Below are 19,396 nucleotides of genomic sequence, written 5' to 3'. Positions count from 1 at the left end.
TTCTGATCTTCCGAAGGTCACGGACGGCATTTCTGACCAGCGCCTAAACCGGCGACACCGGACTTCTTCGTTCACTCGACAGATCGTTTTCAGCGGCGTCAGTTGAATTTGCACATTCCCTCGTGCGAGCGAATTATCCGCTTCCGGGGCGGCTGATCTTCGCCGATCCCGGCGAATTCTCGCTGCTGCGCTCTGTTTTGATCCAGTGGCGCTCCCTACAATCCGTCCACATATTTGCAGCAGGACGCCTGAGCGTGCTTGCGCGCGCCCATGTGCCAAACGTCAAGGAGGACGAATGGCGGGGCATCTCAGCCCACTTCACCACCCCCAGCACCTCGCGGACGCCGCAGAACTGACCAGTGGCAACCGGGGACTCGCGATCGTGATCGCGGTTGTCGCGCTCGCAGCGCTCGGCGTCGCCATGGTGTTGGTACGACAAGTGCTCGCCGCGGGCGAAGGCACCGACAGTATGAAGAAGATCGCGGCGGCCGTGCAGGAGGGAGCCAACGCCTACCTGGCGCGGCAGCTACGCACCCTCGGCGTATTCGCGGTGGTTGTCTTCTTCCTGCTCATGCTGTTGCCGGCCGACGATATGAAGCAGCGGATCGGCCGTTCGTTGTTCTTCCTGGTCGGGGCCGCTTTCTCGGCGGGCACCGGCTATATCGGAATGTGGCTCGCGGTGCGTGCCAATGTGCGCGTGGCTGCTGCGGCGCGTGAGGCGACCCCGGCGCCGGGTGCGGAGCAGCCGTCGGGTGATCTCACGGCTGTTTCCCACAAGGCGATGAAGATCGCTTTTCGTACCGGTGGTGTCGTCGGAATGTTCACCGTCGGGCTCGGCCTGTTCGGTGCTTCCTGCGTGGTGCTCGTCTACGCGGCCGACGCGCCCAAGGTGCTGGAGGGCTTCGGTCTCGGTGCCGCGCTGATCGCGATGTTCATGCGAGTCGGCGGCGGCATCTTCACGAAGGCCGCCGATGTCGGCGCGGACCTCGTCGGCAAGGTCGAACAGGGCATCCCGGAGGACGACCCGCGCAACGCCGCCACCATCGCTGACAACGTCGGCGACAACGTCGGCGACTGCGCCGGCATGGCGGCGGACCTGTTCGAGTCGTACGCGGTGACGCTGGTGGCCGCGCTCATCCTGGGCACCGCCGTCTTCGGCAACGAAGGGCTGATCTTCCCGCTGCTCGTCCCGGCCATCGGGGTGCTCACCGCGATGATCGGGGTGTTCGCCGTGGCGCCGCGCCGCTCCGACCGCAGCGGGATGACGGCGATCAACCGCGGCTTCTTCATCTCGGCCGTGATCTCGCTCGGCCTGGTGGCCGTCGCCGCGTTCACCTATCTGCCGTCCAGCTACGCGGACCTCAAGGGCGTCTCCGGTGACGACGCGCAGGACATCCTCGGACACAGCGGTGACCCGCGGGTGCTGGCCGTCGTGGCCGTCGCCATCGGCATCGTGCTGGCCGCTGTCATCCAGCAGCTGACCGGCTACTTCACGGAGACCACCCGCAAGCCCGTACGGGACATCGGCAGGACCTCGCTGACGGGCCCGGCGACCGTGGTGCTCTCCGGGATCTCCATCGGTCTCGAGTCGGCCGTCTACACGGCCCTGTTGATCGGTCTGAGCGTCTACGGCGCGTTCCTGCTGGGCGGCGGCACGGTGATGCTGGCGCTGTTCGCGGTCGCGCTCGCCGGTACCGGGCTGCTGACCACCGTCGGTGTGATCGTCGCCATGGACACCTTCGGGCCGGTCTCCGACAACGCGCAGGGCATCGCCGAGATGTCCGGGGACGTCGAGGGCGCGGGCGCGCAGGTCCTCACCGACTTGGACGCGGTGGGCAACACCACCAAGGCGATCACCAAGGGCATCGCCATCGCCACGGCCGTGCTCGCCGCCGCCGCGCTGTTCGGTTCGTACCGTACCGAGCTGGCCGAGGCGCTCACGGACGCGGACCAGAGCGCGGGCAAGATGCTGGAGCTGGTGGACATCGCGCAGCCCAGCACGCTGGTCGGGCTGATGTTCGGGGCCGCAGTGGTGTTCCTCTTCTCGGGGCTGGCCATCAACGCCGTGTCCCGCTCGGCCGGTTCGGTCGTCTTCGAGGTGCGGCGGCAGTTCCGTGAGCGGCCCGGGATCATGGACTACTCCGAGAAGCCGGAGTACGGCCGGGTCGTGGACATCTGCACCAAGGACGCGCTGCGCGAGCTGACGACGCCGGGGCTGCTGGCCGTGATGGCGCCGATCCTGGTGGGCTTCACCTTCGGGGTGGGCGCGCTGGCGGCGTTCCTGGCGGGCGCGATCGGCGCGGGCACCCTGATGGCGGTCTTCCTCGCGAACTCGGGCGGTGCCTGGGACAACGCGAAGAAGCTCGTGGAGGACGGCCACCACGGCGGCAAGGGCAGCGAGGCGCACGAGGCCACGATCATCGGCGACACGGTCGGCGACCCCTTCAAGGACACCGCGGGTCCGGCGATCAACCCGCTGCTGAAGGTGATGAACCTGGTGGCGCTGCTCATCGCCCCCGCAGTGGTGCAGTTCAGCTACGGCGAGGACAAGAGCGTGGGCGTGCGGGTGGTGGTCTCGATGGTGGCCGTCGCGGTCATCGTCGGCGCCGTCTATGTCTCCAAGCGCCGTGGTGTCGCCGTGACGGAGGAGGGCACCGCCGAGCGGACGGCCAAGCCCTCTCAGGCCCCGGCGGATCCGACTGATCCGGCGGATCCGGTGGACCCGGTGGCGGCCTCGTAGCCGTACGACGGCCGTTCACAGGAGCTGTCCGGCAGCCGCCTGACAGCCGTTCGAAGCCGCTCACAGCGGAACGAGTGGCATAAATAACAGCCAACAGACCGGCGGGCGGGACGCATTGGCGTCCCGCCCGCCGTCTGTGCACCTCGGTTGCGGCCGGCGCGGACGGATCGTGCCCCCGGAGGGGTACGGGCGAATGTCTGTAATGTCGCACAGCACTGTTGGTGCAAATGGCTGCAATAGTAGCCATAGGGTTCTTCCGGCTCGCCGCCACTCCCTCTCTGGCGTGTATGTTCCGGGCCGAACAGCCATGGAAGGGACCGATCCGGTGAACAAGAAGCTCGCGGCGGCACTGTCCGGCGGTGCGGCGCTCGTACTCGCGCTGACTGGTTGCAGCGACGACAGTGGCAAGACGGACGACTGGGCCAAGCAGGTCTGCGACGACCTCCAGCCCCAGCTCAACAGGATCGATCAGGCCAATGCCTCGATCACGGAGGCGGCGCAGTCGGGCAAGTCTCCCGAAGAGGTCAAGAAGGCGGACATCACCGGCTTCCAGAAGGTCTCCGACGCGTACAAGGCGATGGCCGGCGCGGTGAAGAAGGCGGGAGCGCCGCCGGTGGACGACGGGGAGAAGCTGCAGAAGGACGCCGTCAAGGAACTGAACCGGATCTCCGGCGAGTACCGGGACCTCAAGGTGGCCTCCGAGAAGCTCCCCACCGACAAGAAGTTCGACGAGGGCCTCGACACCATCGCGGCCAAGCTCAAGTCCCTTGGCCAGAGCGGCGACAAGGCCCTGCAGCGGCTGCAGAAGGGCGAGGTCGGCAAGTCCATGGCCAAGCAGGAGAGCTGCAAGAAGACGGGCGTCACCAAGGGCGGCTCCTGAGGCCACGGTCACCCACGCCCCCGAAGGCGGGGCGGCCCGGGAGCGAAGGAGAATGGCGCGGGTGAGCACTGACGCACTTCCCGAGCCCACCACCGACAGCACCCGCAGGCTGCGGGGGGCTCTGATGGCGGCCGGTTTCACCGCCGACGGCCTCCTCGACCTGCTCGGCGCCCCCGCCTACGCGGCACTGGCCCGCGCCGAGACCGTCCCGGCGCTGCGCGCCGCCCGCGGCGAGGGCCCGCTGGAGACGCTGACGCGGCTCTTTCTGCTGCAACAGGCCGTGCCGTACCGCAGCGCGCGGGCGGTGCTGCCCGTCGACGAGGCGCTGGCCGACCGCTGGCTGGAGCGGGCGCCGGAGGCGGGCGCCCGCACGGACGCAGCCGTGGGGGCCGGGGAAGCCGGTGACGCCGTACGCGCCACGGTCGACGTACGCCCCTACAGCGGCCCCGAGGGCCAGGACTGGTGGGTCGTCAGCGACCGGGGGTGTGCCGTCGGCGGAGCCGGCGGTGTGGGCGCTCCGCGCGGGTCCGGGGCGGAAAGCCCTGGGGAGGGCGTCGTGCTCGGGGTCGGCGGCGCCTCCACCACGCTCGCCGGGATCATGGTGCCCACCCCGGTCGGCCGCGCGCTGGATCTCGGCACCGGCTCCGGGATCCAGGCGCTGCACGCGGACCGGTTCGCGACGCACGTCACCGCGACGGACGTCAACCCGCGCGCGCTGCACTTCGCGCGCCTGACCCTCGCGCTGTCGGGCGCCGCAGAACCGGAGTTGCGCGAGGGTTCGCTGTTCGAGCCGGTGGCGGACGAGGAGCCGTACGACCTGATCGTCTCCAACCCGCCCTTCGTGATCTCCCCGGGCGCCCGGCTCACCTACCGGGACGGCGGCATGGCGGGTGACGACATCTGCCGCACCCTCGTGCAGCAGGCGGCCCGCCATCTGGCTCCGGGCGGCTACTGCCAGCTGCTGGCCAACTGGGAGCACCAGGACGGCGCGGACTGGCGCGAGCGGGTCTCGGCGTGGGTGCCGGCGGGGTGTGACGCGTGGATCATCCAGCGGGAGGTGCAGGACGTCACCCAGTACGCGGAGCTGTGGTTGCGGGACGCGGGGGACCACCGGGGCGATCCGGCCGGGTACGCGGCGCGCTACGACGCCTGGCTGGAGGAGTTCGCGGCCCGCGGCACCAAGGCCGTCGGCTTCGGCTGGATCACCCTGCGGCGCTCGGACGCCGAGCGTCCCTCGGTGCTCGCCGAGGAGTGGCCGCACCCGGTCGAGCAGCCGCTGGGCGAGGTGATCCGGGCGCACTTCGACCGGCAGGACTTTCTGCGCCGTACCCACGACGGGGCGCTGCTGGAGCACCGTTTCGTGCTGGCGGACGAGGTGATGCAGGAGCAGGTTGGCGCTCCCGGCGCGGAGGATCCGGAGTACGTCGTACTGCGGCAGAACCGCGGGATGCGGCGCGCGACGACGGTGGACACGGTCGGCGCCGGGTTCGCCGGGGTCTGCGACGGGACGCTGACCGCGGGGCGGATTCTGGACGCCATCGGTCAGCTGCTGGGCGAGGACCCGGCCGAGTTGCGGGCGCGCACGCCGGAGTCGATCAGGCTCCTGGTCGAACAGGGGTTTTTGACACCGGTGCTGGACTGACGTTTACGTCACAGCAGATTACGGGCCACCGTCCAGGCGACGGCGGCGCTCAGTACGGCCACTTTCCCCCGGGTGCTCAGCCGGGGGGCGTACCGGCGTCCCCGCAGCCCCTCGTAGAGCCAGCGCGCTGACAGGTAGACGGCGACCGGCAGGCCGACCGTCAGCAGCGCGGCGTTGTCGTGCAGGGCTGTTGCCAGGTCGCCGTGCATCAGGTCGTACGCCATGCGCGTGCCCCCGCAGGCCGGGCAGAGCAGCCCGGTGGCCCAGTTGAAGGGGCAGCGCGGCAGCCAGGCGGCGCCCGGGTCATGGGGGTTGGTGCCCCACAGATAGCAGGCGCCTGCCAGACCCGCCGCCGCGGTGGCGAGCGGCGGGGCTGCCGGGTGGGAGAGGGCGGCGCGGAGTCGGCCAGCGGCAGCAGGGACGTTGGTTATCGCCATGTGGCCAATGCCTCCCCTCGTGTCGCGCCGCCCTCTCCCGGGGCCCTGCGAGGCCTCAGCCACGCAGGATACGGCCCTGGGCGTCGGTGCGGCTGTCGCTGGTCAGGAAGATGATTCCGTCGACCAGCGACCAGATGCCCAGACCGCCGCACGTCAGCAGCTGGGCTATGCCCATGCCGATGTGGCCGGTGTAGAAGCGGCCGATGCCGAGGCTGCCGATGAAGAGCGTCAGCACGCCGGCAACGATCTTGGACTTGTCGGAGAGCGGACGTCCGTACGGGTCGTAACCGTACGGGGCGTTCGGGTCCCCGGTGTACTGACCAGGAGCAGCCGCCATGGGCTGCTGCTGCGGATAGCCGTAGCCGGGCTGGCCGGGCGGCTGGTTGTAGGGGTTCTGTCCCGGCTGCTGCGGGTAGCCGTAGCCGGGCTGATTCGGGTCGGACACAAGACCTCCGAGGTCGAGCGGTACCTGGTGATGTGCCCCGGACATGTTGCCAGAGCCTTCGGGCGGCGGGACGGCTGGTTGTCGGGTTACCGTTCGAGTGGCGTTGCGGACTTTTCCCGTTTGACATGGGGGCGGGAGGTACCGTCACACTCCGCAGCGATAGCAATGCAGCGATATTGATACAGAAACCGACCGGAGAGAAGAGCAGAAGTTGTCCCCGACCCACGACACAGCAAATGGTGGGCGCCGACTTGTGATCGTCGAGTCGCCTGCCAAGGCCAAGACGATCAAGGGCTATCTCGGCCCTGGCTACGTTGTCGAGGCCAGCGTCGGGCACATCCGCGACCTCCCGGGCGGTGCGGCCGAGGTTCCCGCGAAGTACAAGGGCGAGCCCTGGGCCCGCCTCGGCGTCAATGTCGACCACGATTTCGAGCCGCTGTACGTCGTCAACAGCGACAAGAAGGACCAGGTCAAGAAGCTCAAGGAGCTGCTGGCCGAATCCGACGAGCTGCTGCTCGCCACTGACGAGGACCGCGAGGGCGAGGCCATCGCCTGGCATCTGCAAGAGGTGCTCAAGCCCAAGGTCCCGGTCAAGCGGATGGTCTTCCACGAGATCACCAAGGACGCCATCCAGAACGCCGTCCGCAACCCCCGCAGCCTCAACCAGCGGCTGGTCGACGCGCAGGAGACCCGCCGGATCCTGGACCGGCTGTACGGGTACGAGGTCTCGCCGGTGCTGTGGAAGAAGGTCATGCCGCGGCTGTCGGCGGGCCGGGTGCAGTCCGTGGCCACCCGGCTGGTGGTGGAGCGGGAGCGCGAGCGCATGGCGTTCCGCTCGGCCGAGTACTGGGACCTGACCGGCACGTTCGCGACGGGGCAGGCGGGGGATGCCTCGGCGGGAGCGGGTGCGACGGGTGATCCGGGAACCTTCGGCGCCCGGCTGACCACGGTCGACGGCCGCCGCGTCGCACAGGGCCGCGACTTCGGCTCCGACGGCCGGCTCAAGGACCCGTCCGCGGTGCTGCACCTGGACGAGGACGGCGCGCGGGCGCTGGCCGCCGCTCTGGAGAACACCGACTTCGCCGTCCGCTCCGTCGAGTCCAAGCCCTACCGCCGCTCCCCGTACGCGCCTTTCCGTACGACCACCCTCCAGCAGGAGGCGAGCCGCAAGCTCGGGTTCGGCGCCAAGTCGACGATGCAGGTGGCGCAGAAGCTGTACGAGAACGGCTTCATCACCTATATGCGTACGGACTCCACGACGCTCTCCGACACCGCCGTCTCCGCGGCCCGCGCTCAGGTCACCCAGCTCTACGGCGCCGACTATCTGCCGGACAAGCCGCGCACCTACGCGGGCAAGGTCAAGAACGCCCAGGAGGCGCACGAGGCGATCCGCCCCTCCGGCGACCGCTTTCGTACGCCTGCCGAGACGGGGCTGACCGGCGACCAGTTCAAGCTGTACGAGCTGATCTGGAAGCGCACCGTCGCCTCCCAGATGAAGGACGCCGTCGGGCAGTCGGTGACCGTGAAGGTCGGCGGCCGGTCCGCGGACGGCCGGGACGCCGAGTTCAGCGCCACCGGCAAGATCATCACCTTCCACGGCTTCCTCAAGGCGTACGTGGAAGGCGCCGACGACCCCAACGCGGAGCTGGACGACCGCGAGCGCCGGCTGCCCCAGGTCGCCGAGGGTGACCCGCTGCGCGCCGAGGAGATGTCCGTCGACGGCCACGCCACCAAGCCGCCGGCCCGCTACACCGAGGCCACGCTGGTCAAGGAGCTGGAAGAGCGCGAGATCGGACGCCCGTCCACCTACGCCTCGATCATCAGCACGATCCTGGACCGGCGCTACGTCTTCAAGAAGGGCACCGCGCTGGTGCCCTCCTTCCTGAGCTTCGCCGTGGTCGGGCTGCTGGAGAAGCACTTCGGCCGGCTCGTCGACTACGACTTCACCGCCAAGATGGAGGACGACCTCGACCGCATCGCCGCGGGCAGCGCCGAGGCCGTGCCGTGGCTGCGGCGCTTCTACTTCGGTGAGCGGGCCGGGGGCGGGGAGGCCGGGGCCGGTGCGGCCGCCGCCGCGGGCAACGGCGACGGCGACCACCTCGGCGGGCTCAAGGAACTCGTCTCCGACCTCGGCGCGATCGACGCCAAGGGCGTCTCGTCCTTCCCCGTCGGCGAGGGCATCACGCTGCGCGTCGGCCGCTACGGGCCGTACGTGGAGGGGCCCAGCGAGAAGGAGGGCGAGCCGGGCCAGCGCGCGGACGTCCCCGACGACCTGCCGCCGGACGAGCTGACGGTCGACTACGCCAAGGAGCTGCTGGCCAAGCCCAGCGGCGACTTCGAGCTGGGGACCGATCCGGACACCGGCCGCCCGATCGTCGCCCGGGACGGGCGGTACGGGCCGTACGTCACCGAGGTGCTGCCCGAGGGCACGCCGAAGACGGGCAAGAACGCGGTCAAGCCGCGGACCGCTTCGCTGCTCCGCTCGATGTCGCTGGACACCGTCACGCTCGACGATGCGCTGAAGCTGCTCTCGCTGCCCCGCGTCGTCGGTGTCGACCCCGAGTCCGGCAACGAGATCACCGCCCAGAACGGGCGCTACGGCCCCTACTTGAAGAAGGGGACCGACTCGCGCTCGCTGGAGAGCGAGGAGCAGATCTTCAGCATCACGCTGGAGCAGGCGCTGGAGATCTACTCCAAGCCGAAGCAGCGCGGCCGGGCCGCCGCCAAGCCGCCGCTCAAGGAGCTGGGGAACGACCCGCAGACGGACCGTCCCGTGGTGGTCAAGGACGGCCGTTTTGGCCCGTACGTGACGGACGGCGAGACCAACGCGACGCTGCGGCGGGACGACGACGTCGAGACGATCACCCCCGAGCGCGGGTTCGAGCTGCTGGCCGAGAAGCGGGCGAAGGGGCCCGCGAAGAAGGCTCCGGCGAAGAAGGCCGCCGCCAAGAAGACCGCGGCGAAGAAGGCTCCGGCAAAGAAGACGGCTGCCAAGAAGACCGCGGCGAAGAAGACGACAGCGAAGAAGACGACCACCAAGAAGAGCACTTCCAAGAAGGCCACTTCTCCGAAGAAGTCCACGGAGCAGCCTCCGGAGGAGTAGGCCCGCCGGCCTCGGCTTTCTCGGTGTTCTGACCGGTGTTCCGACGCTGTTGGGCGGGTGATCCTGCCCAACAGCCCCGCTGGGTACACACAGATGTTCGGGGACGGATTCGGGTGGCGGCTTCCTCCCTATACGCTGGCGGGATGAAGTCTTCGCCCTCAACTGCCCCGGACGACGCTCTCGCCGCGGAATCCCGCGAGGGCGCCGTGACCGCGTTGCTGCGTTTTCCCCCGCTGCGGCGGCTGTGGACCGCGCAGTTCACCAGTGGGATCGGCGACATGCTTGGTCTCCTGGTGCTGCTGTTGCTGGCGATGCAGGCGGCAGCCGTGCGTGGCGTGGCGGGGGACCCGGTGTTCGGCGGTGGCTACCGCGGAATGGCACTCGTCGTGGCCGCCGTCTTCGGGCTGCGGCTGCTGTCCACGCTGCTGTTCGGTGCCGTACTGCTGGGCCCGGTCTCCGCGCTGGTCAGCGGCGTCCAGCAGCAGGAGAAGGCCGACGAGGGCAAGAGCGACGGCGCGAAGAGCGGCCCGAGCAGCGGTCCGAACGGCGGGAAGAAGGTGCTCGACCGGCGGTGGACGCTGTTCGGCGCCGATGTGCTGCGGGCCCTCGCGCTGATCGTCGCTCCGCTGTGGATCGACTGGACACCCGGCAGCGCCTTCGTCGTTCTGCTGGTGACCGTCTTCGTGACCGGCGCCGCCGAGCGGCTCTCCACGGTGACGAGGGACAGCGCGGCTCCCGCGCTGCTGCCGGCCGCGCCGCCCGAGGGCGCTGCCGTCCGGCCGCTGCCCGACCACCATGAGGCGCTGCGCCGGCTCTGGCTGCGGTCCGGCTTCGTGGCGCTGCCGATCGCGGCTGCCGGACTCGTCGTCGTCACACTGATCAGCAATCTGTTCGGTGTGGGCATCGACTGGTTCAGCTCGCACCAGGCGGCGCTCGCCTCGTATGTGGCGGCCGGTCTCTTCGCGGCGGCCGCTGCCATCGGCTACTTCCTCGAACTGCCTGACGCGCAGACTCCGCGCCCCCGCTCCCCGCTGGAGGGGCTGCGCCGGCCCAGGACAGCCGAGGGCGGGCCGGACAAGGGCCGTACGGGCGCGGTGCCGCTGCTCGTCGTCGCGGGCGGGGCGATCGGCGGCGCCATCGCGGCGGCCGTCGCACTCGCTCCACTGCACGCGGCCGATCTGGGCGGCGGGCCTGTCGCGTTCGGGCTGCTGGCCCTGATGCTGACCGGCGGCACCGCCGCGGGGATCCGGCTCGCGCCGTACACCATGCCGTCGCTCTCCCGGCGCCGACTGCTCGCGCTCGTCATCGGGCTGACCGGCGTACTGCTGCTGGCGGCCGGGCTGGTGGCCGACACCGCGACCGTCATCGGGCTGGCGCTGCTGGCCGGGACGGGCGCCGGTATCGCGGCGAACACCCTGCACACGCTGCTCGACCAGGAGACCGAGGAATCCCGCCGGATCCGTACGACGGAGCACCTGCAGGCCGTGGTGCGGCTGTCGCTCGCGGTGGGCGCGATCCTGGCGCCCGCGCTGGCCGCGCTGATCGGGCCGCACCGGGTGGACAACGGGTCGTTCGTCTTCGACCACGGTGGCGCCTCGTTCACGCTGATGCTGGTGGGCGCACTGCTGCTGCCGGTCGGCGCGATCCTGCTGGGCCGTACCGACGACCGGCAGGGCGTACCGCTGCGGCGGGACCTGCTGGAGGCGTTCGGCGGCGGGCACCCCCGGCAGGCACCGGCCGGGAACGGCTTCTTCCTGGTGCTGGAGGGCGGCGACGGCGCGGGCAAGACCACGCAGGTGGAGGCGCTGGCCGAGTGGATCAGGGCCAAGGGGCACGAGGTCGTCGTCACCAAGGAGCCCGGTTCCACGCCGGTCGGCAAGCGGCTGCGCTCCATCCTGCTGGACGTCTCCTCGGCCGGGCTCTCGCACCGCGCGGAGGCACTGCTGTACGCCGCCGACCGCGCCGAGCACATCGACACGGTCGTCCGCCCGGCGCTGGAGCGCGGGGCCGTGGTGATCTCCGACCGCTACATCGACTCCTCCGTCGCCTACCAGGGTGCCGGGCGCGATCTGTCCCCGACCGAGATCGCCCGCATCAACCGCTGGGCCACCGAGGGGCTGGTGCCGCATCTGACCGTGCTGCTCGACATCGCGCCCGAGACGGCGCGGGAACGGTTCACCGAGGCGCCGGACCGCCTGGAGTCCGAGCCCGCCGAGTTCCACCAGCGGGTACGGGCCGGCTTCCTCACCCTCGCCGCCGCCGACCCGGCCCGCTACCTGGTCGTCGACGCGGGGCAGGAGCCGCAGACCGTCACCACTGCCGTCCGGCACCGTCTCGACCAGGTGCTGCCGCTCTCCGAAGCCGAGAAGAAGGCCCAGGAGGAGGCCCGTAAGCGGGCCGAGGAGGAAGCACGCAGGCGGGCCGAGGAAGAGGCCAAGCGGAAGGCGGAGGAAGAGCGCAAGGAGCGCGAGCGCAAGGAGCAGCTGGAGAAGCTCCGCCGCGAGGAGGAGGAGCGTCAGCGCCGGGAGGCGGAACTGGCGCGCCAGTTGGAGGAGGCCCGGCGTGCCGAGGAGGCACGTAAGCGGGCCGAGGAAGCGCGCCGTATCGAGGAGGAGCAGCGCAAGCGCCGCGAGGCCGAACAGCGCGCCTACGAGGAGGAGCAGGAGCGGCTGCGGAAGCGCGCCGAGGAGGAGAAGCGGCTGCGGGCCGAGGCCGAGGAGCGCCGCCGCGAGCGGCAGCGCAAGGCCGAGGAGGCGCTGCTGAAGGCCGAGCAGGCGCGGGCGGCGGCGGCCGCCGAGGCGGCGGCCAAGGCCGAGGCGGAGGCTGCGGAGAGGGCGCAGCGGGAGGCGGCGGAGGCCGCGGAGGCGGCTGAGGTGGGGTCGGTTGCGGAGACTGCTTCGGCGGCTGAGACCGCTTCGGCGGCGGAGGCTCCCGAGGCTTCTGAGGGGGCTGGGGTCTCTGAGGTGGCTGAGGTGGGGTCGGTTGCTGAGGCCGCTGAGTCCGTTGAGCCTCGTGAGGTCGCTGAGTCTCCTGAGCCCGTCGAGCCCGCTGAGCCCGAGGCCGACTCCTCGCCGGACGGGTCCGAGGCCGACACGGCGCAGATCCCCCAGGTGCGGCCGCAGGGCGAGGCCGCCGGGCCGGACGCGGAAGACACCACGCAGCTGCCGCGTCCCGAGGTGGCGCGGGCGGCGTCGCCCGAGGACGAGACGACGGTGCTGCCGCGGGTCTCCGAGGCCGACGACACCCAGGAGACGGCGGTCCTCCCGCAGGTCCCCGAGTCGGGACCCGAGCCCGACGACGACCGTACGCGGGAGCTTCCGCAGGTCGACGAGGGCGAGCGGCGCCGCCCCTCCTGGGCGGAGGACACCCCTCTCGACGACGCCCCCACCCTGGCGGACAAGCTGCTGGGCCCGCACGATGACGACGGCGACGACGCCGAAGGGGCCGACGAACGCCGTCGTCGCTAGGCCGTGTCGGGTGCCTGGACAGGGGTTGCCCCTGCCGGAGTACGCAGGCTGCGGGTTCGTTGTGGTTGCTGGGGGCACCTCCCGGCCGGAGTCCCCCAGCCTCCGGCCGGGAGGTGCCCCCAGGGGAGCAGTTCTCCGCGCCCCCTTACGCGGCGCAGCCCCCATGCCGGGTGCGTGAGATCTGCCGGCCCGCACTGTCACCGGCATCCGCGACAATGGTCCGCATGGCGGTGTGGGACGACCTGGTGGGCCAGGACAGGGCAGCGCGGCAGCTGGTCGCCGCCGCGCGCGATGCCGACGCGTACGTGACGGCGGAAGCCGAGGCGCACGGCTCCGCCGACCTCTCCGGCTCCGCGATGACCCACGCCTGGCTCTTCACGGGCCCGCCCGGCGCCGGCCGGGAGCACGCGGCCCGCGCCTTCGCGGCGGCGCTCCAGTGCGTGAGCCCGGACCGCGCGCTGGGCGGCAGCCCGGGGTGCGGCTTCTGCGAGGGCTGTCATACGACGATGGTCGGCACCCACGCGGATGTGCAGGTGGTCCGTACGGATCTGCTGACCATCGGCGTCAAGGAGACGCGCGCGCTGGTGCGCGGGGCGCAGATGTCGCCGTCCGGCGGTCGCTGGCAGGTGATCGTCCTGGAGGACGCCGACCGGCTGACGGAGGGCGCGGGGAACGTACTGCTGAAGGCCGTCGAGGAGCCCGCGCCGCGTACGGTGTGGCTGCTGTGCGCCCCGTCGACCGAGGACGTACTGCCGACGATCCGCTCGCGCTGCCGGCACCTGGCGCTGCGTACGCCGCCGGTGGACGCGGTGGCGGATCTGCTGATGCGGCGGGACGGGATCGAGCCGGGGATGGCCGCGTTCGCCGCGCGGGCCACGCAGGGGCACATCGATCGCGCGCTGCGGCTGGCCACGGACGAGCGGGCCCGCGCCAGACGGCAGGCGGTGCTCAAACTGCCCACGCGGGTCGACGACGTGGGCAGCGCGCTCCGGGCGGCACAGGAGCTGATCGACGCCGCCACGGAGGACGCCAAACAGGTCGCCGAGGAGCTGGACGCCAAGGAGACCGAGGAGTTGCGGGCAGCGCTCGGCGCGGCGGAGGGCAAGCGGCTGCCGCGCGGTACGGCGGGTGCGATGAAGGAGCTGGAGGACAAGCAGAAGCGCCGCTCCACCCGTACCCAGCGGGACTCGCTCGACCTGGCCCTGTCCGACCTGACGGCCTTCTACCGTGACGTGCTGGCCCGCCAGTTGGGCTCGTCCGTCGCCCTGTCGCACGACGAGGCGGCCGGTCCGATCGGCCAACTGGCCGCCACCTCGCGCCCGGAGCAGACGCTGCGCCGGATCGAGGCCGTACTGGAGTGCCGCCAGGCGCTGGACCGCAACGTGGCTCCGCTGCTGGCGGTCGAGGCGATGACGATGGCACTGCGGGCGGGCTGACGCGGTTGCGCGGCTGACCGGCTTCGCGGTTTCTGCGGGGTGGCGGCGTGGCTTCGGCGGGTTCGTGGACTGGCGCTTCTGCCGGGTGGCCGACTGGCGCGCCATGGGCCCCCGCGGACGACGGGGCGGTACCCGGCTGGGTACGCTCCCACCAGGTGCCGTCGGTGGAGGGATGCCCCATGAGCCAGTCACACGCCTCCCGTGTCCGATACGGGGGCGCGTCCCGTGTCCGGTACGGCGGCGCCGCGGCGCTCACGGCCGTCGCCCTCCTGCTCTCCGGATGCTCGTCGGACAAGGACTCGGCAGGGGAACCGGACACCGACCCCTCCGCGAAGGGCACGCACGCGGGCGCCGACGCCCCCCCGCTCAAGCCGCTGCCCGCCCGGATCCCGGACGCTCTGCGCCCGTACTACGAGCAGAAGTTGACGTGGCACAGCTGCGGCCCGGCCGAGTTCGAGTGCGCCACGCTGCGGGTGCCGCTGGACTACGACAAGCCGGGGAACGACCCCGCGGACGCCGCCGAGACCGTGGGCCTCGCGGTGACCCGTACCAAGCCGAAGCAGGGCAAGGACAAGCCCGAGGGCGGCTCGCTGCACATCAACCCCGGTGGTCCGGGCGGCTCGGCGATCGATTACGTACAGCAGTCGGCGGCCCTCGCCTATCCGCCGCAGGTGCGCGAGCACTATTCGCTGGTCGGCATGGACCCGCGCGGCGTCGGCCGCAGCGAGCCCGTCGAATGCCTCAGCGACAAGCAGATGGACGCCTACACGCGCGTCGACCAGACCCCGGACGACGCGAAGGAGACCGACGCGCTCACCGCCGCGTACGGGAGGTTCGCCAAGGGCTGCGAGAAGCGCAGCGGCAAGCTGCTCGGCCACGTCTCCACGAACGAGGCGGCCCGCGACATGGACGTGCTGCGTGCCGTGCTCGGCGACAAGAAGCTCAACTACGTCGGCGCCTCCTACGGCACCTACCTGGGCGCCACCTACGCGGGCCTGTTCCCGAAGCGCTCCGGCCGGCTGGTCCTGGACGGCGCCATGGACCCCTCCCTCCCGTCGCGCCGCGTCAACCGTGAGCAGACGGCGGGCTTCGAGACGGCGTTCAAGGCGTTCGCCCGCGACTGTGTGGGCATGTCCGACTGCCCGCTGGGCACGGGCGGTGTCCGGTCGGCGGGCAAGAAGCTGAGCGCCCTGTTCGCACAGGTGGACCGCAAACCGCTGAAGACCGACTCCTCGCGCACCCTCACCGAGTCCCTGGCCGGCACGGGTGTGACCCGCGCCATGTACGACGAGGGCTCCTGGCCCGCGCTGCGCGAGGCACTCACGGCGGCGAAGAAGGGCGACGGTACGGCGCTGCTGGAGCTGGCCGACGAGTACTACGAGCGCGGCCCGGACGGCTCGTACAGCAACATCATGTACGCCAACCCGGCCGTGAACTGCCTCGACCTGCCCCCGGCCTTCTCCGACGCCGCCGAGGCCCGTAAGTCCCTGTCCTCCTTCGAGAAGGCCAGCCCCGTCTTCGGCCGCGGCTTCGCCTGGGCGGCGCTGAACTGCGGTCAATGGCAGGTGAAGCCGACAGGCGAGCCGCACCGCATCGCTGCCGAGGGCGCCGACCCGATCGTCGTCGTCGGCACCACCCGCGACCCTGCCACCCCCTACCGCTGGGCCCAGGGCCTGGCGGGCCAGCTGTTCTCGGCCCGCCTCCTCACCAATGACGGCGACGGTCACACCGCGTACCTGCGCGGCAGCGACTGTGTCGACAGCGCCGTCAACGCCTACCTCCTCCAGGGCAAGCCCCCCAAGGACGGCACGACCTGCGAGTGACCCCCCGCCCCCCGTCCCGACCACCCCCACAAACCCTGTAGACTTATCGCCGCAGCGGCCCCCACACTGGCCGCACGCACGCCGCCTTAGCTCAGTCGGCCAGAGCGACGCACTCGTAATGCGTAGGTCAAGGGTTCGATTCCCTTAGGCGGCTCCACTGGAACCCCAGGTCAGATTCGATTCTGACCTGGGGTTTTGTCGTTGGTGGATGCGGCGGCGCCTTGTCGTGTAGGGGCAGTAGGTAGCGCGGGGGTGCGGCAGCAGTTGGGCTGCGGATCTTGCGGTGGGTTGGTGCCAGGGGAGGCGCTGCGAACTTTTGGGTCGGGGTGCATCAGGCGTTGGGACGGGCTGGTGCGGCTTGGGGTCCGGGGGACGGGCGGGATGACGGGTGACTGGCGTCGTGTAGTACGGCGTTGGTGATGCTTTCGTTCCGCCATCGGGGCCCGCAGCAGAGGGAGTTCATATTTGACTGGCCAGTCTCGAAAGAATATGGTGTTGGTATGGCGCGGACGAAGGAGTTTGATCCGGAGGCCGCCTTGGATGCGGCGATGCGGTTGTTCTGGCGGAAGGGGTACGAAGGGACATCCACCAGTGATCTGACGGGCGAGCTGGGTATTGCGCGGGCCAGCCTGTATGGAACGTTCGGGTCGAAGCGTGGTTTGTACCTGGCTGCCCTCGACCGGTTCCTTGCCGGGGCGGCGGGGCCGACCGCGGCTGACATTCTGGCGTCGCGGGAATCCGCGCTGGATGCGATCCGCGAGTTGCTGGAGACCAGTGCGACGCCTCCGGAAGGGAACGCCCCGTACGGGTGTTTCGCGGTCAACGCCACGGTGGAGCACGGCGATGCCGACCCTGAGATCTCGTCGCGTACCACTGGCAACATCAGCCGCCTCGAGACCGCGCTCTACGGGGCTCTTCTCCGGGCCCGTGCGGAGGGTGAGCTGGCGCCCGGCGTCGACCCGAAGTCGGCAGCGACCATGCTGGCCTCGCTCAATCACGGGCTGAAGGTGCTCGCGCGGGCGGGAGTGGAGCAGCGGGATCGCATCAACACGACGATCGATTCGGTGATGTCGATGCTCGGGTCCCCGTCGTCCGCCGGCACGGACTGACGCGCAGGGCGCATCCGCGCGGCGTCGGGGCTTCGAGGAGTTCTCACCTTGGAGGAGTGTGACGTCGATCAGTATGCCACTTTTCGAGACTGATCAGTCTTGAATTGAGTGGCTGTGTATGTGTGAAGTATGTAGGACTACGGAAAGCAGGCAAAGAAGTGATCTTCGACCACCGTGGGCAATCCCTCCGCACCGGCCGCGCCGGCGTCAACGGAACGAGCCTGCACTACCGGACGGGCGGTTCCGGTCCGGCGTTGGTGCTGCTGCACGGCGTGCCCAAGACCAGCTATCACTGGCGGCTCCTGGTTCCGAAACTCACCGCGCGGTACACGGTCGTCGTGCCGGATCTGCGCGGTCTCGGTGACTCCGCCCGTCCTTCGGGCGGCTACGACTCCGCGACGATGAGCGAAGACATCGCCGCGCTGATGGCCCACCTCGGGCACCGTACGTACGGCGTGCTGGGCGAGGACTGGGGTGCGGTGGCCGGGTACCAACTCGCCGCCCGGCACCGTGACGACGTCCACGCGCTGGTGTTCGCCGAGGCGCTGCTCCCCGGGTTCGGCTTCGAGGACCACACGGCTCTCACCGAAGAGAACGTGTCCAGGGGGATGCACCTGTGGCATCTGGGCTTCTACTTCCAGCCGGACGTGCCGGAGATGCTGATCGCCGGGCACGAGCGCGAGCTGATCAGCTACATGATCAAAAATGAGCGCAGTTACCCGGACACGGCCACGCCCGATGCCATCGACGAGTACGTGCGCTGCTACTCCATGCCCGGCGGGATCCGGGCGATGCTGGAGATCTACCGCGCGATGCTCGTGGACGCGGAGCAGAACCGGCAGGCGTCACAGAAGAAGCTGGACATCCCGGTACTGGCGCTCGGCGGCTCGGCGTTCATCGGCGACCGGAACGAGGAGATGATGCGGTTCGTGGCGCACGATGTCACCGGACATGTCTTCGACGCGGGACACGACCTCGCCGAAGAGGTTCCGGACGACATGGCCGCCGTCGTACTGCCGTTCCTCGACGAGCGGATGTAACGGCGCGGGTGCCGGGTCGGCTGGCGGTACGCTGGGGCACCGACTGGTCGGTATGTGTGCTGCTTCCCCGGTCGGGGGGGCTTCGATGTGCGGCGCTGGTGGAGCGGGCGGTGCGGGTCGGGTGCGGTGCGGGTCGGGTATCGAGGGCCGCTGTCCCTGGAGGTGTTCCACGATGTCTTCCGGCAGGCGGACGCGGGCCGTACTGCGGTGGACGCGATGCGTTCGCTGATCGGCCTGGAGGAGGTGGCGGGGCTGGCGACACCGCCCGCGCCGGTGGTGCCTCCGGGGTCGCCTTCGCGGAGCTGGCCGCGGCCGACACCGGCCCGGTGCGCGGGCTGCTCGGCGCCCTCGGGTTCACCCGTACTGGACGGCACCCGGTGAAGCCGGTGGAGCTGTGGGAGCAGGGGGAAGCCCGCATCGTGCTCAACACCGCCGGGGCCGACCGGCGTTCGGGCCTCGCCCCCACCGCGCTGGGACTGGAGGCCTCGGACCCCGAGGCGGAGGTGCGCCGGGCCGAGTCCCTGCGCGCCTTCGCGCTGCCGCGCCGGCCCGCCCCGCGAGAGGCGCCGCTGGAGGCGGTGGCCGCGCCCGATGGTACGGAGCTGTTCTTCCGCCGTACGGGGGATGCCGAACGCCCCGACTGGAGGGGGGATTTCGCGCCGACGCCCTCACCCGCGCCCGGGAGCGGGGCAAGACCCTGCGGAGTCACCCGGATCGACCATGTGGCGCTCACCCAGCCATGGCGCCACGTCGACGATGCCTCGCTGTTTATCCGGGCGTGCTGGGTCTCCAGCCGAACGAGAGCCTGGAGGGGGCCGACCCGTACGGGCTGTTCCGCAGCCGGGCCGTGGCCAACCCCGAGGGGGTCCTACGGATCTCCCTAAACGTGGCGCCCGTTCCGGGTGATCAGGGGGCACGCCCGCAGCATGTCGCGCTCGCCACCGACGACATCGCGGCCACCGCGCGCCGGGTGCGGGACGCGGGCGCCGAGCCGCTGCCCGTCCCGGAGAACTATTACGACGACCTCGGCGCGCGATTCGAGCTGTCGTCGGGTGCCTTGGCGACGCTGCGCGAACTGGACGTTCTCTATGACCGGGACGAGGACGGGGAGTTCTGGCACTGCTGCACCGTCACCTTAGGGCGGATTTTCTTCGAGCTGGTGCAGTGCACTGGGGGTTCTCGGGGGCGCTTCGAATGCTCCTATTCGGCTGGCCGCCAGCGCGCTGCCGAGCGGGGGCGGTCGCCGGTCCGGTAGGGGGTGCCCCTGTCTGGTG

14 protein-coding genes and 1 tRNA gene are annotated in these 19,396 nt (G+C 70.6%); 13 read left to right on the top strand and 2 right to left on the bottom strand.

Features of this window, described 5'->3' with window-relative positions:
- Nucleotides 1–295 precede the first annotated feature (295 nt).
- From ACQEU8_RS16080 to ACQEU8_RS16070, 3 genes are all read left to right on the top strand, one after another.
- Nucleotides 296–2,740 (top strand): sodium-translocating pyrophosphatase, encoded by a 2,445-nt coding sequence (locus ACQEU8_RS16080; protein ID WP_433101121.1) that lies wholly within the window; start codon nt 296–298, stop codon nt 2,738–2,740.
- Nucleotides 2,741–3,047: 307 nt separating this feature from the next.
- On the top strand, nt 3,048–3,620 hold the full coding sequence (locus ACQEU8_RS16075) for a small secreted protein (RefSeq protein ID WP_433101119.1): 573 nt from the start codon (nt 3,048–3,050) through the stop codon (nt 3,618–3,620).
- Between the two features lie 52 nt (nt 3,621–3,672).
- The gene (locus tag ACQEU8_RS16070) at nt 3,673–5,262 is read left to right on the top strand and encodes a DUF7059 domain-containing protein (protein ID WP_433101117.1); all 1,590 of its coding nucleotides are present in this window, start codon (nt 3,673–3,675) and stop codon (nt 5,260–5,262) included.
- An 8-nt stretch (nt 5,263–5,270) separates the two neighbouring features.
- Here the strand turns inward: ACQEU8_RS16070 and ACQEU8_RS16065 are convergent, their stop codons facing one another.
- Together ACQEU8_RS16065 and ACQEU8_RS16060 are read right to left on the bottom strand one after the other, a co-directional pair.
- Nucleotides 5,271–5,699: a DUF2752 domain-containing protein gene (locus ACQEU8_RS16065; RefSeq protein WP_433101115.1), complete on the bottom strand. Its 429-nt coding sequence runs from the start codon at nt 5,697–5,699 to the stop codon at nt 5,271–5,273.
- 55 nt (nt 5,700–5,754) lie between these two features.
- Nucleotides 5,755–6,144 (bottom strand): NINE protein, encoded by a 390-nt coding sequence (locus ACQEU8_RS16060; RefSeq protein ID WP_433101113.1) that lies wholly within the window; start codon nt 6,142–6,144, stop codon nt 5,755–5,757.
- 211 nt (nt 6,145–6,355) lie between these two features.
- Between ACQEU8_RS16060 and topA the strand changes: the two genes are divergently transcribed.
- From topA to ACQEU8_RS16010, 10 genes are all read left to right on the top strand, one after another.
- A complete protein-coding gene (gene topA / locus ACQEU8_RS16055; RefSeq protein ID WP_433101111.1) occupies nt 6,356–9,247 on the top strand; it encodes a type I DNA topoisomerase in 2,892 nt (963 codons plus the stop codon).
- A 143-nt stretch (nt 9,248–9,390) separates the two neighbouring features.
- Nucleotides 9,391–12,714 (top strand): dTMP kinase, encoded by a 3,324-nt coding sequence (gene tmk, locus ACQEU8_RS16050; RefSeq protein ID WP_433101109.1) that lies wholly within the window; start codon nt 9,391–9,393, stop codon nt 12,712–12,714.
- Between the two features lie 224 nt (nt 12,715–12,938).
- The gene (locus ACQEU8_RS16045; protein ID WP_433101107.1) at nt 12,939–14,150 is read left to right on the top strand and encodes a DNA polymerase III subunit delta'; all 1,212 of its coding nucleotides are present in this window, start codon (nt 12,939–12,941) and stop codon (nt 14,148–14,150) included.
- Nucleotides 14,151–14,329: 179 nt separating this feature from the next.
- Nucleotides 14,330–15,973, top strand: a complete 1,644-nt coding sequence (locus ACQEU8_RS16040) for an alpha/beta fold hydrolase (protein ID WP_433101105.1) — start codon at nt 14,330–14,332, stop codon at nt 15,971–15,973.
- Between the two features lie 80 nt (nt 15,974–16,053).
- Nucleotides 16,054–16,130: transfer RNA gene (locus ACQEU8_RS16035), tRNA-Thr, on the top strand.
- A gap of 343 nt (nt 16,131–16,473) precedes the next feature.
- Entirely contained in the window at nt 16,474–17,082 is a 609-nt protein-coding gene (locus tag ACQEU8_RS16030; protein WP_433101103.1) for a TetR/AcrR family transcriptional regulator, read from the top strand.
- Nucleotides 17,083–17,240: 158 nt separating this feature from the next.
- On the top strand, nt 17,241–18,122 hold the full coding sequence (locus ACQEU8_RS16025; protein ID WP_433101101.1) for an alpha/beta fold hydrolase: 882 nt from the start codon (nt 17,241–17,243) through the stop codon (nt 18,120–18,122).
- Nucleotides 18,123–18,248: 126 nt separating this feature from the next.
- The gene (locus tag ACQEU8_RS16020) at nt 18,249–18,503 is read left to right on the top strand and encodes a hypothetical protein (protein ID WP_433102523.1); all 255 of its coding nucleotides are present in this window, start codon (nt 18,249–18,251) and stop codon (nt 18,501–18,503) included.
- Nucleotides 18,449–19,006: a hypothetical protein gene (locus ACQEU8_RS16015; RefSeq protein WP_433101099.1), complete on the top strand. Its 558-nt coding sequence runs from the start codon at nt 18,449–18,451 to the stop codon at nt 19,004–19,006. Before ACQEU8_RS16020 ends, ACQEU8_RS16015 begins: the two co-directional genes overlap by 55 nt.
- On the top strand, nt 18,901–19,377 hold the full coding sequence (locus ACQEU8_RS16010) for a VOC family protein (protein ID WP_433101097.1): 477 nt from the start codon (nt 18,901–18,903) through the stop codon (nt 19,375–19,377). The genes ACQEU8_RS16015 and ACQEU8_RS16010 overlap by 106 nt, the downstream gene beginning before the upstream one ends.
- The last annotated feature ends 19 nt before the right edge of the window (nt 19,378–19,396 follow it).

The sequence above is a fragment of the Streptomyces sp. CA-250714 genome (assembly GCF_050936705.1).
In the GTDB taxonomy this organism is placed as follows: domain Bacteria; phylum Actinomycetota; class Actinomycetes; order Streptomycetales; family Streptomycetaceae; genus Streptomyces.
The sequence above is the reverse complement of the archived record's forward strand: the minus strand, read 5'-3'. Positions and strand labels throughout refer to the sequence as shown.

Excerpts from the sequence above, each read along its gene's own strand:
- ACQEU8_RS16080 (WP_433101121.1), top strand. The coding sequence starts at position 296 with ATGGCGGGGCATCTCAGCCCACTTCACCACCCCCAGCACCTCGCGGAC.
- ACQEU8_RS16075 (WP_433101119.1), top strand. The coding sequence starts at position 3,048 with ATGGAAGGGACCGATCCGGTGAACAAGAAGCTCGCGGCGGCACTGTCC.
- ACQEU8_RS16070 (WP_433101117.1), top strand. The coding sequence starts at position 3,673 with ATGGCGCGGGTGAGCACTGACGCACTTCCCGAGCCCACCACCGACAGC.
- ACQEU8_RS16065 (WP_433101115.1), bottom strand. The coding sequence starts at position 5,699 with ATGGCGATAACCAACGTCCCTGCTGCCGCTGGCCGACTCCGCGCCGCC.
- tmk (WP_433101109.1), top strand. The coding sequence starts at position 9,391 with ATGAAGTCTTCGCCCTCAACTGCCCCGGACGACGCTCTCGCCGCGGAA.
- ACQEU8_RS16045 (WP_433101107.1), top strand. The coding sequence starts at position 12,939 with ATGGCGGTGTGGGACGACCTGGTGGGCCAGGACAGGGCAGCGCGGCAG.
- ACQEU8_RS16040 (WP_433101105.1), top strand. The coding sequence starts at position 14,330 with ATGAGCCAGTCACACGCCTCCCGTGTCCGATACGGGGGCGCGTCCCGT.
- ACQEU8_RS16030 (WP_433101103.1), top strand. The coding sequence starts at position 16,474 with ATGGCGCGGACGAAGGAGTTTGATCCGGAGGCCGCCTTGGATGCGGCG.